Below are 17,188 nucleotides of genomic sequence, written 5' to 3'. Positions count from 1 at the left end.
TTAAAAATTGAACACCTGTGCCCAATCAAAACAGCCGGACGCTTCTGTACTTTTCGGCCATCCGCTGCACCATGCGGGAACACCGGGCGTTTCAACCCTGTCAAAACTCGGCGTGTAGGGCTTGATGTCGAATACGGGTGTATTATTGTTTGCGTCAATGAATGTAACACGAATCGTGCCATTGGTGAAATCAATACTGATAATTTCAGACGCTGTTAATGCAATAGGGTTCGGACGTGCAGGAGATCGTGTCGCAAATACACCCATGACTTCGGGTGCGCCTTTATAGGGCTGATTTGTCTGTAATTCATTCCGGTCTGCGTCGTTGTCACAATCGCTGAACCACCAAAGGACATTGATGTGGCTGAAGCCCTCTAAGGCTTGCAGTCCGGGAATGTATTCCGGCGCCAACTGAATAAATGTGCCGTTTTCATCATTTTTTACTTTGCCAATGGCTTTTAATTGATAGGTCATATTTTTCCTCCTTGCTTTGTTGGTAAATCCAGTATAATACCTCACATCATGTGAGATGCAACAGGGAAAATAAAAAATGCCCTGCATTTTTAACAGGACATTTCAAAGTCTGTACAATCATGTGTGTTCCAGCGGTATTTGAAGCTCAATCAAATATTTTTCAGGGTTATTCTCATTCCACGGGCCCCTATGCACGATTTGACGCATCGGGTTAGACATTTTGTATTCGCTGTTTTTCTGCAGCCATTCGGCAAAGGCAAGGTAGGCTCCTTTTATATTTGCAAAATCGCCATAGACCATTGTGCAAGCCATATACGGGACTGGTTCTGTCATGCGGAAACAAAATGGATCTTTTGCCTTTCCCATTTTCTTTACCGGAGCGCATAGCTCAATATCAACATCTGTCTCCCGAAATTCTGTATCGTGATAAATGGAAAATGTATTGCTCGTTATTTCTATTTTTTGCGCACCAGTAAAAGCAGAAAGTTCTTTCCATAAGTCGCCCTCGGAATAGTAGTTTGGTACAACTTTCCGCAAGGACAGCACCTGATACGCCGGGATCGACTTAACGGAGATGTTATAGTGCAGTTCTCCTTTACCGCCCTGTATCTCATTTTTTGCAAGTTCAATCTTACTCAGTTTTTCCCGTTCGGCCTGTATTGCATTTTCTATCTCTATACGCTTTTTGTCAAGCTGCGCAAGGAGTGATTGCTCGTCCAGCGTCAGGGCAAGCGCGATTTCTGAAACATTCAGCCCACTATCCCGCAAATACAGGATTTTATTTAGACGCGGTATTTGCTCCACCGAATACAGTCGGTGTCCCGTCCACTTGTCAACCTCTGCTGGCGTCAGAATGCCCGCCTCATCATAATAGCGGAGCATACGAATAGATACCTGCGTCAGCTTTGAAAATTCTCCTATCCGAAACATCGTTTCACCACCTACTCTAACTATATTTGTACTTTTATCTCATTACAGCTTTATATGTTACTTGCTGCATCCTCATTGTACCGTCTTTCGTTCAGTCTATCAATGCTGTTGCGTGGTGCAAGAAGTTTTTCTGGTGTTCCACAAAATGGCAAGCAATGCAATCTTACGTAAGATTGCGTATTTAGCAGGATTTCCGTTCCCGGAATTCCTGCCAAAATGCTTGTTGGTGACATGTCCCCAAACCCCTGAGATCATCACCTGCGGTGATGGCTGCGCGTTCTGCGAACACTGAAAAAAAGAATAAACAAACCGTATCAAAACAGAAAAAAACTCTATGCGAAAGATTTTTCAATCACATAGAGTTTTCGTTTACCTTATATAAAATATAATATTTGGATTCGTTTGGCAACTAATTTTCTTTGAATCATAGGAGGGTACATTCCCCGCGGCTTGCCGCGTGCTTGCTAATGCCGAACGGAGTGAGGCTGGGGCTGATACCCCGCCCACGGAGTGGCGCATCGCACGGGTTAGGCGATACGGGCTTGCCGCGGGGAGTTTTATTCAGATGTTTTATTGTCTTTGTCGAGGCTGATATCTTGTTTCAAGATTATTTGTAATATATCCTCGTTCTCTTAGTCCTGTTGCAATTTCTGAATAAATATCATTGCCATTTGGATCCTTAATTGTTACAATTAGGACAAATTCTTGGGAAGGAATATAAATACCATTTCGAGCTGTCATATCAATACGGAGTTTCCATCCGTCAGCAAGTTGGATACCTTTTTTCAACTTTCTGTAATAGGATTTGATTGGACTCCACTTAAATCCATGTTCAACCCTTGCAGCTTCAAATTTTTCATCCCATTTTGTTTCAAGAGGTACTTGACCCTTATAATCAACTTCCCCATTTTGCGAATAAGAATATGTACCAAAACTTACATCAATATTAGTTCGGCAATATTCACGTCCGTATCGCTCATCAAGAGGTGGTAAATAGGCAAGCGTCATACCAATTTCTCCGATATACTTACCGTTTTTAATGAGTGATTTTGGGTAAGGAAAATCATACATTTCAAGGTGTGAACCTTGGGATATTTTTTGCATAAACACAAGGGTCACCTCATCTTCGCTACACTGAAGGATTTCTTGGACATTCGGCGATGGGATTCCAAATCCGTAATACTTAATATTATCAGGCTTTTCATCTAATAATTCACGCGAATTCATTCTGGCTGAATGAACAAGCATGGCTTTTGCAAGAAGAAGATTAGGATCTAGCATCTCTTCGTAAATAGATGCAAATTTTTGCAAAGCCCTAGGATTTGAATAACTTGTGCCATTACCCTCAATTATATTACCTTCTGGATCAAGACCCTTTACACCAAGACCATCAATGCAATAAGTGGTAGAGAGGTTTCCTCCATAATCTACAATATCAGGCTTTACCACATAATTAGCACCAGGACCTCTCCGGCTAAACGGAGATGGTTCATTAAATTTAACAATGGAATCATCAGATTCAAACAATGCAACGGAACCAACAGTTATAGCTCTTACAGAGTCAGCCGGTGATATCAAACGATCATGTTCGCCAAGACCACTCTGAGGAGGCCAGGTTCGCAGTGGTAAATCGTTGATATTTCCGCTAGAAACAAACATTTGAACATGATATTTGTCTTGAATATAATCTAAAAATACACCCAAATCAGACATTGTTCCACTGCATGGTTTATTTTCGATGCCTAATGAGATATTCCATATCTTTGTCGAGTGTGAATATTTTTCCATAACTTCTTCAATAATTTCCATTAAATCATATTCGGATATTGAATCGGTAGGTCCAAATTTTTTATCACTGTTTGGCATTGCAATAATGTCCACAAATTTAAAACGATGGCAAGTCGGACTGCTAATGCCATTTAATAAATTTCCATACTGAATCGTTGAAGCAATAAAAGTTGCATGATGAGGATTTTGATATACTTCGCTAACATATTCTTCCCTGGCAATTATATATGGTTTTAAATAAGGATTGTCAGCACTAATGCCGCCATCAATAATGCCGATAGAGACTTCACTATCAGTATACTCATGTTCCAAAAGCATTTTTAAGTCGGTTGATGAAAAATCATCTTTTGGAAGAGAGTATTCTTGAAAAAAATCAACAGATTTAACACCATTGATAGATGCTATATTTATAATATCTTCATAGGAATTAATTCCAATTTTAAGAAATTTTATATGCTCTCCATAGGTGATAAGTTCACAATTATCATGTAATCCTAATAATGTTATTTTTCTATTTATATAGTCCCAAATCTGAGCATTGTCAAAATCATCATCAAAATCAAAGATTTTCACTTTGATGTTATTTTTAATTGAAGAGAAATCACTTTGCGCAGCTAATGCAAGTGATGAAGTTATTTTTTCATCAGCTTTAATAGGTTGGATATCTGAAACTGCGGTCATATTGGCTTTAAACTTTATTGACGGTGGATTCATAACCAATTTAACCGTTTCTTGTATAGATTTTTTCTTCACCTTAATATAGATTTCATTTAAATCTTCAGTTCCTATAATAGGACAGTTTCTACATAAATCATCCGGTTTATGTGACTTGGCAATTGCTTCAGGCTTAACTATCACCTTACCGATAGCGGGAATATTTTCATTTTCTTCAAAAACATCATTATAATATTCCAATAAAGATTCAAATTTATTAGAAATGTCTATTTGTAATTGTGGTGTTACCTCACTGAAAAATTTGGTTTTTCCACCACCGGAATTACTAAAGATATCATCTGTCTTTTGAAGAATTATTTTTATTGGTAGATTGTTTTTACTCATGTATATCAGCCTCCTTTATAATTTTTTGTATAGTTGTTTTGGAACTTCCTAAAACGTCAGCAATAACTTGTAGGCTGAATATTTTCTCGTTACATTTCCTTAAATATTTTGCTTTGATTTGAAGTAGTTTTCGAGTGTCGTTACAATTTTGAGGTAATATATTTTGAAGAATAAAATATTCCTCATAAATATTTTTTTTATCAAAAGAGTGGTTGTGAATAACAGCATTTCTTATTGATTTTGTAATCAGCTCCTCAATTTCTGCACCACTCAGTCCAAAAAATAATGTTGAAAGTTCAGTAACATCTTTTTCGCTAAGAGTTCCCATGTGACCGGTAAACAAATATATTAGTTTACTGATTGCTTCTTTATCAGGTAACTCAATTTCTAACTTATAATCAAATCTTCTCCATACTGCAGAATCTAATAGTTGTTGATGATTTGTTGCGGCTAAAAGCAGACTATCTTTACTCATGGAATCCACATTTTGTAATAAACTATTAACCACACGTTTCAGCTCACCTAATTCATTATTATCGTCTCTCGCCTTTGCTATTGCATCAAATTCATCTAAAAACAGAACACATGGGATTTTTTGAGCAAATTCGAATAAATTACGAATATTTTTGGCCGTTGTGCCTAGGTAAGATGAGATAAGGCTATCAAGTCGAGCAATAACCAGTGGTAGATTTAGTTGTTTTGCAATTAAATAAGCACATTTTGTTTTTCCGCATCCAGGTGGACCATATAGCAGCAACGTATTAGATACCCCTATACCTAAGTCATTTAGTTTATCGGCATTTTTATAGCTCAAAATAAATGAGTCCAATTTATCAGCATTTCTTTTGGATAATATCACCTCGATATTATTCTCATCTGGATAAATAATATCAGCAAGCGTAGTTCTGGATTCTGTATCAACAGGAATCGATAAACTCTTTGCGTTGTTTCCCATGGCAGTCAAAGACATTTCTGTTTGTGCCGACAATAATTTTTTGAATTTAGCGACTGCTCGTGTTTCACCATCTGTTTCAAGTTTAGAAATCAATTGGTTTGTATAGTTAATAACTTTGGTTTGATCATGTTTTAATGAGCCCTCTATGATTTTTCCTATTTCAATTGAATATTTCATTTCGCACCTCCCCTATTATTATACTGGAACGAATGTAAAATGTAAAGAACGAAATTTAATAAAGCAAGAACAATTTATTATTTATTAGGAACGATTTGCGTTTTTAAAGAACAAGGATTAATATCCAAATACCATGATAGACGTTTGAATAAACAAAAACTCTATGCGAAAGATTTTTCAATCACATAGAGTTTTTTATTTTTCCGTTTACCTGGCGTAAGTCATAAGTTTTGTAATGTTTCCTTATGGGCTACTGCCATTCTATAGATCCTCTTTTTTTACATAGGATTTCATGATGATCTGTGGTATTCTAAAAGTATGGTATAGGATAGGATCATGTAAAAATATCAATGAAAAAAGCAAGGAGGATATTTTATGAAACCATGCACAGCGGAAGTTGAAAAAATTATGGCAGAACGTTTTGGACAAGACACGGTAATTGCATTAGCAACCGTTGAAAACGAACTGCCTTATGTAAGATATGTAAATGCTTATTATGAAAATGGTGCATTTTATGTAATAACCCATGCCCTTTCAAATAAAATGCGACAAATGCAGCATCATACGATGGTTGCGATAGCTGGAGAATGGTTTAATGCGCATGGAAAGGCTGTGAATTTAGGCTATTTTCGAAAGAAGGAAAATCAGCATCTTGCGGAAAAATTGAAAAATGTATTTGCCGAATGGATTGACAATGGGCATAATGATTTTGAGGATGAGAATACGATTATTTTATGTGTGGAGTTAACAGATGGGGTGCTCTTTTCCCATGGGACAAGATATGTATTATGATAAGTAGAAACATCTTATAAGATGAAGTAGCATAAAAGAAGGTAAAGTTATGTCTTATGTATTTCCTTGGAAATAAAGAAGAGATGAGGAGGCGGTTATGGATGAAAGCTTTGGAAGATATGACATTAGAAGAGCTATGGCATTTGTTTCCGATTGCGTTACAACCCTACCAAAAGGTATGGCTAACATGGTATGAACAGGAAAAAAGCTTATTAACACAATGCCTTCCTATGGAACATGTGGTACGTATTGCCCATATAGGTTCTACCTCATTTGGCTCAATTCAGGCAAAGGCGATCATTGATATCCTGGTGGAAATAGCACCCTGGGAAAAACGTATGGAAATTGCAGCAATCTTAAAGAAGCTGGGCTATTTGTGTATGTCAGAAGATGCCTCACGTATTTCATTTAATAAGGGATATACGCCAGAAGGTTTTGCGGAAAAAGTGTTTCATTTGCACCTACGTCAGCGCAATGATCATGATGAATTGTACTTCCGTGATTATATGAAGGAGCATGAAGAGCACGCTCAAGCGTATGAACAATTGAAGATGAAATTAGCGCTTGCTTATCCATATCATCGTGATGCTTATACCGAAGGGAAAACGGCTTTTGTGAAGCATATAACGGCAATAGCACGTACAGCTTATGGAAATCGTTATGAAACAAAAGCATATGCCATCTCTTTGCATGAACAAACCAAAGAACATGTACGCATATTTTTTACACGCACGCAAGAGCAGGAAGTACGAAAACATATGTACCAATTGCCGACTTCTTTACAGGAAGCAATGGATATCTATGATGCACAGGATTCTCAAACATATCGCAAGACGATTTTTATAGCGAATGAATATATAGGTGATATTTGGTGTCATAATATGGCAGATGAAAAAGCTGTGTTAAGCTGTTGCATCTTTGCTAAAGCCTATTGGGGAAAAGGCATTGGGAAACATGCTGTGGCAATGTTTTTAGCTGATTGTAAAAAGCATTGTACCCTGTCCTTTATAAGCGCATATCTTTATGCAGATAATCTTGGCTCTATGCAGATTCTGGAATTTAATGGATTCTTACGTAAACAAACCTTTATAAAACATGGGAAACCTTGCTACTACTATGAAAAAGCACTGCATAACATGGTATGATACATGCTCTATATATACTTCAAAAACTGTCATAACTGCTGCCTAATAGGAAAAGGATCAAAGATTTTAATATCTTACATAACATGAACACCTTTACTTTCTGGATAGAAAACATTGAATGTCATAAACGATATTGATTCTAGTTGACGCATTCTTGCGGGTAATGTAAACTATGTCAGTGCATGCGTTTTCTTGTTCGCACCAAGAAGCAAAAGAACATTTGATGGTTGATTTTGATTTTCAAACCGGTACCAGCAATAAAGCGCATAAAGGGTAAAAACTGCCCTGTAAAATAAACACGAAAAATAGATGGATTCATGAATTCGCACTTTGATTGAGTGCTTTTTTATCGAGAGTAATTGCTATATCATCATGACAATTGAAATGTGGAGCATACTAGCATAGGTAGTAAAACATTGATAAAAACAAGTGATTTTAATATTAAGTTCGCTTTTGCACATTAGCGTGAAATTCTTAATCTTTTCTTTCACACTTTGAACTTTTATAATGGCAATGTAAGCGATACCGATAGAAAGGAGGACCTGCTATGAGGCTTTGTCATATTATGAATGATTTACTTGAAGCAAAAGATTATTTGAGTCTGGATCATTTCATAAAAACGTATGAGGTTTCAAAAAGAACGATACAAAACGATCTATCGTATCTGATGCAGATGTCTTCACGGAAAGGGTATCAGCTGCATATGCGCCGCGGTAGGGGTTACCTATTAGAGGTGACCAATCAAGAGCTGTTAAATGATTTTATCAAATCCTTGGAAAGTGATCGGCTCATAGATACCAAAGATCGCAACAAAAGTATTGCTGTGTATCTAGCTATGCAAAGTGATTATGTTTCCATGGACAAGGTGGCTGAAACTTTCCAGATATCCAAAACAAGCGTTAAAAAGGAAATGCGGGAAGTAGAGGAGCTATTAGAAAGCTTTCATTTACAGCTAGAGAAAAAAAGCCATTACGGCATACGGCTGATTGGTGCTGCTCATGACTGCAAACAGATGTTGGCGGACTTCTTCTTTGAAAATAATCCATTCTTAGAAAATGCCATGCAAGATATCTTAAAGGATTTTGCTCAGGTGAATTCTTTACTGGTGAATCAGATTGAAAAAGAAGATTTAAACATCAATTACAATGAATTAAAGAATGTCATAGTCTGGCTGCAGATCACGGTCTTTTATGCCCGTATCCATGTGGAAAAACAAATGTTTATGACAAGCAAACCGGTGAATGCGATACAACGCATCGCCTGGAAGATGAAGGAAATGATGGAAGCCTGCTTCGATATTGCAATCAGTGCAGAAAGCTTGCAGGAAATGGAAGTCGTTCTCCGCTTGAATGTCAGGGCAAAACAGCCAACGGTTTCTTTCTCTGATCAGCTGCGTCAAGATGTTGATCTCTTCCTACTGGATATTGACAAATTGTACAACACGGCTTTCAGTGAAGATCAGGACTTTAAGGAATCCTTATTGACCCATGTATCTTTGTTGATTGAGCGTCTGCATCAAAAGATTTCCTATAAGAATACTTTAATTAAAGAAATCTGTATCCGTTATCCAATGATCTTCAACATTGCCATTCGCTTCAGCGATATGCTTAAGGAAAAGTACAATGTGGAGGTTACCCATGATGAAGCGGGTTTCATTGCCACTCATTTTGCGGCTCATATGGAACGCGAGCGAAAATCGCGGATATTGCGCTTTAATCGCATTGGCGTTGTCTGTTCCTCCGGTGGAGGCAGTGCATATCTAATCAAGCTGCAAATCGAATCGTTATTCTCACAAGCGGATGTGGAAACCTTTAGCTTCCTGCAAATGGATGAGCTGGAACGCTATCATCCCGATTTAATCTTTACCATTATGCCGCTGGATCGTGATTTTGCGGCACCTGTCATCTATATCAAAGAACTTCTGGATGATTTAGATCTCATGCGCATCCGACAGGTATTACAGTATGATAACTGTGATTCTCTATCCATCGCAGATGCGAATTCCTATTTGTATTCTATCTTTGATCGACACTTCTTTCAAATTCGCAAGAGTGATGACTACCTTGCCTTATTGCAGGAAATGGCACAGCAGATTGAAGAGAGTGGCTATGGCGGTGAGCTTTACGCACAATATGTCATGGAACGCGAATCGTATATGAGTACCATTTATATGAATGGTGTCTGTATCCCACATCCGATTGAGATATGTGCAAACCGCAATTTGATTTCCGTATGCATACTGGAAGAGCCAATTTGCTATGAGGATAAACAAGCTTCCATCATCTTCATGGTTTCTCTTACAAAAGAGGATTATGAGGTGCATAAGGATATTACGAAAAAGTTATACCAGTTGATGAATGATGAAAAACGTTTACAACGGGTATTGCGCAATCGTACATTGGAAGAATTGTTGATCGTGATGAAAGAGTTGGATGGAGGAACGCTATGAAAGAAGACTTACTAAGACGTTTAAGCAATGCGGATGCTGTTGCATCAAAGGAAGATGAAGTACGTGAGATTCTTTATGAAGAGTTAAAGGATGCCTGTGATGATATTTCTTATGATCATCTTGGCAGCATGCTGTTTCATGATAAGGGCAGTGAAAAAGATGGCGTAAAGCTGATGTTTGCGGCACATATGGATGAAGTTGGTTTTCTGGTTCGGCATATTTCGGATATTGGGTTTGTTTATTTGATTGCCTTAGGCGGTGTTTTGGATAAAAGCAAAGAGATGCAAAAAGTACGCATCACAACCGCAGAGGGAAAGAAAGTACAGGGTATCTTGAATGTTACGAAAAATGAACAGGGAGCTGTAAAAGAAATGTATGTCGATGTAGGCTGCGATACCAGAGAAGAAGTCGAAGCACTTGGTGTAGCCATCGGTGATATGGTGTGCTTTGCCAGTGACTGTGATATTTTAAATCGTGATGCGATCATCGCAGGAAAAGCAATGGATGATCGAAGTGGTTGTTATGTCATCGCAGAAGCACTCAAACAGTTACATGCATGCGGACATCGCTGTGATTTATATATGGCCGCAACCAGCAGTGAAGAAGTTGGCGTACGCGGTGGAAAGACGGCAACCTATCAGATAGATCCGGATATTGTATTTGCCATTGATGTTGCCAATAACCCGGAACTGGTAAAAAACTATACGAATCATCGGCAGATTGGAAAAGGCTGTATGATCGTCCATTATGATAAAACGATGGCACCGAATGCCAAACTATTGCAATTTGTGAAAGATACGGCAAGCAAGCATGGGATTCCTTATCAATGTGATATGTTCAGCGGTGGAGGAACCGATGCAGGAAATGCCCATTTAACACGAAATGGTAAACTCGCAATCGTTATTGGTATTCCATTGCGCTATTGCCATGGTGCATGGTCATTGGTGCATCAAAAAGATTTAGAACATGCCATTGCACTCGTCAGGGAACTTGCATTGGCAATCGATAAAAAACGTTACGAAACATTCATCGATTTTCAAGGAGGTAAGAAGTATGAATGAAATGGAACAGCAGATCGTAGGAATGATATCTGCCGCTGGGGACAGCAAAGCAAAAGCATTTGAAGCTTTAAAGAAAGTGAAAGAAAGTAAGTATGACGAGGCTAGAGCGCTGTTACAGGAAGCAAGAGAGATTGACTTGGAAGCGCACAAGATCCAGACACAGCTGATTACAGCGGAAATGTCCGGAGGCGAAAACAAGCCGGAAGTTGGGTTATTAATGGTTCATGCACAGGACCATTACATGACATCTCAATTGGCAAGAGATCTGATTGAGGAAATGATAAACGTATTTGAAGCAAAGGAGGGAAAGTAAGATGAAGATCGTATTATGCTGCGCTGGTGGATTTTCCACAACCATGCTGATGGACAGTATGAAAAAGACGGTAAAAGACAGTGCTAAACTGAATGAAGCTGATTTTGAATTTAAAGCTATTCCAGTAGATTTACTGAATGCCGAAGTAGAAAACACGGATGTTCTGGTTGTTGGTCCACAGATTGCCCACAAGATTGATTACATCAAACCAATCATTGATCCATATAAGATTCCATATGTCATCGTTGACAAGGAAACCTATGGAAAAATGGATGGGGCAACCGTCATGAAAATGGCTTTGATCGCAAGAAAAAAAGCTGACATGAACAAATAGTTTCCATCGGGGGAAATACACACACATAAGAAAGCGAGAGTGAACGTATGTTTGACAAATTTGAAGCATTTATGAACAAATACCTGACTCCAATCGCCAATAAGATGGATAAACAAAGACACTTAAGTGCCGTTAAAAAAGCGATGGTAGCAATGACACCATTGTTGATCATCGGTAGTTTCTGTTTGATTCCAGAAGCGATTCCAAACATGATTGGAGAAAACAATCCTATTTCACAGTGGATCTTAGCAAACCTTGACATTATTTATATTCCATACAATGTCGGTATGGCGTTGATGTCTTTATATGTAGCCGCTGTTATCTCTTATCATCTAGCTCAGTCTTATAAGCTGGATGTACCTGGTACCTTAAGCATGGGTGTCATTGCCTTCTTGATGATGGCCGTTGATTATACTGAAGATGGCGGTATCATGACAACTTACCTTGGCCCAAAAGGTTTGTTTGCGGCAATGTTTGCCTCTATTATCGCAGTAGAATTATACCGCTGGTGTAAAAAGAAAAACTTTACGATCAAGATGCCGGAATCAGTACCTGATTTCGTATCCAGATCTTTTGAAATGATTCCTATTTCTGTTATCGTAATTGGTTTCTTCCTGATCATCCGCGTGGTTTGTGTCAATGGTTTACACACTGTGCCACCAATGATCTTTACGAATCTGTTTGCCCCACTTGTTGGTTCTATGGATAACCCATTTGCTGTTACCTTCTTACAGATCTTACGTTGTTTACTGTTCTTCTTCGGTATCCATCCATCTGTATTAAGCCCTATTACAAGCCCAATTTCTACACAGTTCTTGGCTGAAAATATGGAAATGGTAAAAGCCGGTGGAAAAGCTATGCACTTCTTCACACCTGGTGTAGAATCTGCATTTGGTAACTTTACCGGTACCGGTGTAACCTTCGGTTTGGTATTCTGGTGCTTATTATCAAAATCAAAAGCGCAGAAACAGGTTGGACGTGTTGCCTTGATTCCGGCATTGTTCGGTATCAATGAACCAATCCTATTTGGTGCACCTATCGTATTAAATCCAATCTTCTTTATCCCTTATGTAATCTGCGGTGGTATCATCGGTACGATTCCACACTGGATGATGCATTTTGGTTGGGTAAGCTGTTCTACCTTTACCCCTCCATACGTTGGTGTCTTCCTAGAAGGTTTCTTAACCAATGGCGATTACATGTCAATTGTGGCAAACGGTATTCAGTTGATTCTTTCAATTCTAATCTGGTATCCATTCTTCAAGTTATTTGAAAAACGTGAGCTTGAAAAAGAACATGAAAATGAAGAGAAGAAATCAGTCATCTCTGCAGAAGATGAAGCATTATTAAATGATTTAGATTTGGACTTCTAATTACGTAAAAAGCGAAAATCTTACGAGCAAAGGCAAGCATTTCGCTTGCCTTACGTATTTTAAAGAGATAAAAAAAGGTTAAGTAGAATAAAATCATAGGCAGTAGGAGAACTACCAAGTTGTATTAGTACCACCTAGCATCAGAAAAACAGTTTCTACTTTACCCTAAAAAGAAAGCAAGGAGGTGCAACATGGCAAAACGATTAAAGAAATTACAAAAGTTTCTGGAAGACGAAAAGTTAGATGCACTGCTTATCAAAAGCAAGACCATGAAGAAATATATGGACACTCTTACCGGAAGTGGCTGTCAGGTATTGATCCTAAAAGATGCAGCATATCTGATTGTAGATGGTCGTTATATTACCGAAGCAAAACAACGTGAACATGATCTAACCATCATTCTTCATGCTCCCCATAAAACTGGTCGTAACTATTTAGGAACGGTTGAAGAGTTACTGAAACAGCATGGCTGTACTTCACTTGGTGTTGAAGCCAGTCAAATGCTGATCAAAGAATATCGTCAGGTAGAAGAATTAGGTGTTATCATTCGTCTGCTTGGTGATGAAATTGCCAAGATTCGTATCCAAAAGGATGATGAAGAGATTGCCATCATGCAGGAAGCAGTGGATATCACGGATGAAATTTATGCCCGTGTGTTAAAAGAGTTATACATTGGGATGAGTGAGTATGAAATCAGTGCACTGTTACAATACTTTGCCATCAAGGCAGGAGCGCAGCAGATGTCTTTTGAAACCATCGTAGGAACAGGAGAACGCAGTGCTATGCCACATGGTCGTCCAACCGGACGTAAGATCAAAGCACATGAACCGATTCTTATGGATTTTGGTATTCAGTATAAAAATTATCAATCTGATATGACACGCGTTGCTTTCTTTGGCAAACCACAGCCGGAAATTGAAAAGATCTATCATATCGTCTTGAAAGCACAGCTGGCAGGAATTGCCGCTATGAAAACAGGTGCTTTGGCGAGTGATGTAGATAAAGCAGCTCGTGATATTATCACCAAAGCCGGGTATGGCGATTACTTCGATCATGGCTTAGGACATGGTTTAGGAATCGGTGATGGAGATGAATATCCGATTCTGAATGAGAAGGGGGATGTCATCCTGGATGAACATATGATGATGTCCTGTGAGCCGGGCATCTATCTGCCAAATGTCGGTGGTATTCGCATTGAGGATGATGTTGTCATTATTGATGGTATTGGCAGACCAATGAACAAGACTACAAAAGATATGATAATTTTAAAAGAGGAATAAGCTATGAAATATAATTTTGATGAAGTCAACAATCGTTTAGGTACGTATTGTACGCAATGGGATTATATTGAAGATCGTTTTGGAGAAAAAGATTTATTGCCTTTTTCCATTTCCGATACGGACTTTAAGATCCCCAAACCCATCACGGAAAAAATCTTAGCTGTGGCGCAGCATGAAATTTATGGATATACCCGATGGAATCATCATGATTTCAAAGGTGCTATCACAGGTTTCTTTCAACGCCGTTTTGCTACCGCCATGGAAGAAGATTGGGTGCTGTACAGTCCTAGTGTCATGTATTCTGTATCCTTATTGATTCGCTTGTTATCAAAGCCAGGCGATGCAGTTGTGACCTTTAATCCGATGTATGATTCTTTCTTCACCGTGATTGAGGATAATGAGCGTGTATTGATTTCACATGATCTCATACATGAGAATGACAGCTTTGTAATTGATTTTGAGAAGCTAGAAACACAGCTGGCACAGGCGAAACTCTTCCTATTATGCTCTCCGCATAATCCAACTGGCAGAGTGTGGAGCGAGGAAGAATTACGTAAGCTCATTGCCTTGTGTCGTCGTTATGGGGTAAAGATCATATCTGATGAAATTCATATGGATATTCAAATCGGTGCACGCCGTCATTCCCCGATCTTGAAATTTTTGGATCAATACGATGAGCTGTATTTAGCTTCCTCCTGTTCCAAGACCTTAAATGTACCGGGATTGATTGGTTCTTATGTCATCATCCCTAACAAAGAAATCAGAGATGGCTTCCTCTTTCAGACAAGAAAGAAAGATTTCCTGAATTCTGTCAGTATCTTAGGGATGTATGCAACCATGGTTGGCTATACACAGTGTGATGATTATATCGATCAGATGGTGGAATACTTAAGAGATAATATGCATTATGTGGAAACCTTCCTTGCTAAGGAATTACCGGATTTCCATTTCAAAGCACCGGATGCTACCTATTTAGCTTGGATTGATGGCAGGGATGTGCCATTTACCAGTGAGCAGATTCAGGAGGCTTTGGTACATGTAGGCAAGGTAGCCATCATGAAAGGGGAAACGTATGGTACAAACGGTGAAAAATATTTGCGTTTGAACTGTGGTTGTCCAAGAGCAAAATTAGAGGATGGATTACAAAGATTTAAAAAAGCCATGGATTGGCTATATGCAAAAAACAAATAAGAAGTGAGGTTAACTATATGAGTGAAACAACTGGTATCTTTCGTAAATTAAGCAGCAAGCTGGATCATACACCGAATGATATCCCTATGGGGAAACGTTTAGGTGCCTATTTTATCGATTGGTCTTTAGGCGGTATCATCAGTGGTTTTCCAGCGGTCTTGCTGTATGGTGTCATTACCGGTAAAAGTGACATGTTTTCTGATTTGTATGTGTTTGAGGCATTAGGTTTTGAACGTTATTGGGGCATGATAGCAGGTATCTTATGCCTGTTGGCAGCCATTCTGTACTATATTGTCGTACCATGTAAGATTTGGAGGGGACAGACGCTTGGTAAGCATCTGCTTGGTCTGCGTATCGTACGCAAAGATGGGAAAGCTGTCAGAGTAAAGGAATTGATCTTACGTCAAGGAATTGCTATCTTCCTGATGGAAGGAACCTTATTTATCATATCTACGTATATTCGTCAGCTGGTGACTTTAGTAACATGGGTATATGTTGATGCTATTTGGCAGTATATCGGGATTGCCTTTACATTGCTATCGGTCGTTTTAGCAATCTATACGGCGAGTCATCGTGCTTTGCATGATTACATTGGGGGAACAAAAGTTGTATTAGCTTTAAAAGAAGAGGAAGTAAAAAAGGATACGCCAAGACAAACAGAGAAACCTAAACCAGAGCAGCAAAAAAGAAAACAGAAGCCAATGCCTGCACCTCAGAAAAAGACGGAGAAGAAACGTCTGCCAAAAAAGAACGGAAAGAAATAAGTTTCACTCTTATAAGGACTTTTCATTGAGAAGAGTCCTTTTTCTGTAGAGCATATACATGAATTTATATGGCGGTTATAAAGTAGGACATCGATAGCTAGCTATGTCTAAACACTATTAAAAAAATCATAATGATCGACAGAAGCTACTCCCATAAGATGAACAGGTTATAAAAATTTTAAATGGTAATTTATGTAAGCGCTTGACAATGGCCATAAATGGCTTATAATATACTTGTAACGTGTTACTGTTAAAAACAGGCATGAGTTATAGTAATAACTTGTATACTTTTTAATGGAGGTAATTATGTTACGTTTTTTATAGAAAAAATGACATAAATATCTTAAAGTTTACATAAAGAAGAAAATATGCAAAAAAATACGAAAACTTTTAAAATTATTAGCAGAAAATAGAACATTATTTAGAATTTTATGATAGAATTATAGAGGATTTAGAAATACAAATGAGAAAGCAATTTGTGCAAGGAGCAGGACTATGAGATATCAATTTTCATGTAAGAACGTAAAAGACAAAAAGCAGTATTGGGAAGATTTTAAAAAGCAGTTAAAACCTGGGGATGAAATTAGTTTTAAAAAAATTGAACGTTTCGGATTTGGACTTTTAGACTTACAGGATAAGCTTACATTCTGTAAAGAGAACAACATTTCACTGTATGATGAATCTTATGGATTGACATTGAACAGTGAACGGGAATTAGCGATGTTTTACTTCACCTTATCATTGAAGAATGAAGATCATCGGGAAAAACAATTGCGCGGAATTAAAGATGCATTGCGCTTAAAAGAAGAAGGAAAAGGCGCATATGGTCGTCCGATTGCAGAGCTTCCAAAAGACTTTGAAGAAAAAATCATAACTTTAAAACGTGAGCATCGTCCGTTAGAGGCTTATCGGAAAGCTACGGGAATGAAAAAATCAACATTCTATAAATATGCCAAAATAATTCTTAGCAAATATCAGGATGATGATGAAGATGACGATTAAAAAACTGATGGAGACTCATCAGTTTTTTCATGTGTGGCGGGCATGCCACATATCTAGGGTGAAAATCCCTCGGGGCGTAGTTATCGACGAACCCAAGAGCG

The 17,188-nt window shown here is 38.3% G+C and carries 16 protein-coding genes; 12 read left to right on the top strand and 4 right to left on the bottom strand.

Annotated features, from left to right (window positions below):
* Nucleotides 1-474, bottom strand: coding sequence for a tRNA (N6-threonylcarbamoyladenosine(37)-N6)-methyltransferase TrmO (gene tsaA / locus ACESSZ_RS05855; RefSeq protein ID WP_008689486.1), 474 nt, complete (start codon nucleotides 472-474; stop codon nucleotides 1-3).
* A gap of 117 nt (nucleotides 475-591) precedes the next feature.
* Nucleotides 592-1,404: a MerR family transcriptional regulator gene (locus tag ACESSZ_RS05850; RefSeq protein WP_008689484.1), complete on the bottom strand. Its 813-nt coding sequence runs from the start codon at nucleotides 1,402-1,404 to the stop codon at nucleotides 592-594.
* Nucleotides 1,405-1,549: 145 nt separating this feature from the next.
* On the opposite strand from ACESSZ_RS05850, the gene ACESSZ_RS05845 reads away from it, so the two are divergent.
* Complete coding sequence (locus tag ACESSZ_RS05845; protein ID WP_213540207.1) at nucleotides 1,550-1,696, top strand: hypothetical protein; 147 nt, start codon at nucleotides 1,550-1,552, stop codon at nucleotides 1,694-1,696.
* Between the two features lie 278 nt (nucleotides 1,697-1,974).
* On the opposite strand, the gene ACESSZ_RS05840 is transcribed toward ACESSZ_RS05845, so the two are convergent.
* Together ACESSZ_RS05840 and iteA are read right to left on the bottom strand one after the other, a co-directional pair.
* A complete protein-coding gene (locus ACESSZ_RS05840) occupies nucleotides 1,975-4,251 on the bottom strand; it encodes a S8 family serine peptidase (RefSeq protein WP_008689482.1) in 2,277 nt (758 codons plus the stop codon).
* Complete coding sequence (iteA, locus tag ACESSZ_RS05835) at nucleotides 4,244-5,383, bottom strand: anti-phage ATPase IteA (RefSeq protein WP_008689480.1); 1,140 nt, start codon at nucleotides 5,381-5,383, stop codon at nucleotides 4,244-4,246. The genes ACESSZ_RS05840 and iteA overlap by 8 nt, the downstream gene beginning before the upstream one ends.
* Nucleotides 5,384-5,758: 375 nt before the next feature.
* Between iteA and ACESSZ_RS05830 the strand changes: the two genes are divergently transcribed.
* From ACESSZ_RS05830 to ACESSZ_RS05780, 11 genes are all read left to right on the top strand, one after another.
* Nucleotides 5,759-6,175, top strand: coding sequence for a pyridoxamine 5'-phosphate oxidase family protein (locus ACESSZ_RS05830; protein ID WP_008689478.1), 417 nt, complete (start codon nucleotides 5,759-5,761; stop codon nucleotides 6,173-6,175).
* A gap of 101 nt (nucleotides 6,176-6,276) precedes the next feature.
* The gene (locus ACESSZ_RS05825; RefSeq protein ID WP_008689477.1) at nucleotides 6,277-7,320 is read left to right on the top strand and encodes a bifunctional GrpB family protein/GNAT family N-acetyltransferase; all 1,044 of its coding nucleotides are present in this window, start codon (nucleotides 6,277-6,279) and stop codon (nucleotides 7,318-7,320) included.
* Between the two features lie 547 nt (nucleotides 7,321-7,867).
* Nucleotides 7,868-9,769 (top strand): BglG family transcription antiterminator, encoded by a 1,902-nt coding sequence (locus tag ACESSZ_RS05820; RefSeq protein ID WP_119983462.1) that lies wholly within the window; start codon nucleotides 7,868-7,870, stop codon nucleotides 9,767-9,769.
* On the top strand, nucleotides 9,766-10,830 hold the full coding sequence (ypdE, locus tag ACESSZ_RS05815; RefSeq protein ID WP_008689472.1) for an aminopeptidase: 1,065 nt from the start codon (nucleotides 9,766-9,768) through the stop codon (nucleotides 10,828-10,830). Before ACESSZ_RS05820 ends, ypdE begins: the two co-directional genes overlap by 4 nt.
* The gene (locus ACESSZ_RS05810; protein ID WP_008689470.1) at nucleotides 10,823-11,143 is read left to right on the top strand and encodes a PTS lactose/cellobiose transporter subunit IIA; all 321 of its coding nucleotides are present in this window, start codon (nucleotides 10,823-10,825) and stop codon (nucleotides 11,141-11,143) included. Before ypdE ends, ACESSZ_RS05810 begins: the two co-directional genes overlap by 8 nt.
* A gap of 1 nt (nucleotide 11,144) precedes the next feature.
* Nucleotides 11,145-11,477, top strand: coding sequence for a PTS sugar transporter subunit IIB (locus ACESSZ_RS05805; RefSeq protein ID WP_008689469.1), 333 nt, complete (start codon nucleotides 11,145-11,147; stop codon nucleotides 11,475-11,477).
* Nucleotides 11,478-11,524: 47 nt separating this feature from the next.
* Nucleotides 11,525-12,850 (top strand): PTS sugar transporter subunit IIC, encoded by a 1,326-nt coding sequence (locus ACESSZ_RS05800; RefSeq protein ID WP_119983461.1) that lies wholly within the window; start codon nucleotides 11,525-11,527, stop codon nucleotides 12,848-12,850.
* A gap of 191 nt (nucleotides 12,851-13,041) precedes the next feature.
* Complete coding sequence (locus tag ACESSZ_RS05795) at nucleotides 13,042-14,130, top strand: M24 family metallopeptidase (RefSeq protein ID WP_119983460.1); 1,089 nt, start codon at nucleotides 13,042-13,044, stop codon at nucleotides 14,128-14,130.
* Between the two features lie 3 nt (nucleotides 14,131-14,133).
* Nucleotides 14,134-15,321, top strand: a complete 1,188-nt coding sequence (locus ACESSZ_RS05790; protein ID WP_119983459.1) for a MalY/PatB family protein — start codon at nucleotides 14,134-14,136, stop codon at nucleotides 15,319-15,321.
* A gap of 17 nt (nucleotides 15,322-15,338) precedes the next feature.
* A complete protein-coding gene (locus ACESSZ_RS05785) occupies nucleotides 15,339-16,085 on the top strand; it encodes an RDD family protein (RefSeq protein WP_008689465.1) in 747 nt (248 codons plus the stop codon).
* A gap of 495 nt (nucleotides 16,086-16,580) precedes the next feature.
* Nucleotides 16,581-17,087 carry a hypothetical protein gene (locus ACESSZ_RS05780; RefSeq protein ID WP_008687389.1) on the top strand — a complete coding sequence of 169 codons (507 nt, stop codon included), beginning with the start codon at nucleotides 16,581-16,583 and terminating at the stop codon, nucleotides 17,085-17,087.
* Nucleotides 17,088-17,188 lie beyond the last annotated feature (101 nt).

Origin of the sequence: Eubacterium sp. 3_1_31, from assembly GCF_964249515.1 — a bacterium.
GTDB lineage: Bacteria > Bacillota_I > Bacilli_A > Erysipelotrichales > Erysipelotrichaceae > Longicatena > Longicatena caecimuris.
Note: the sequence above shows the minus strand (reverse complement) of the source record. Positions and strands in the feature narration are given on the sequence as shown.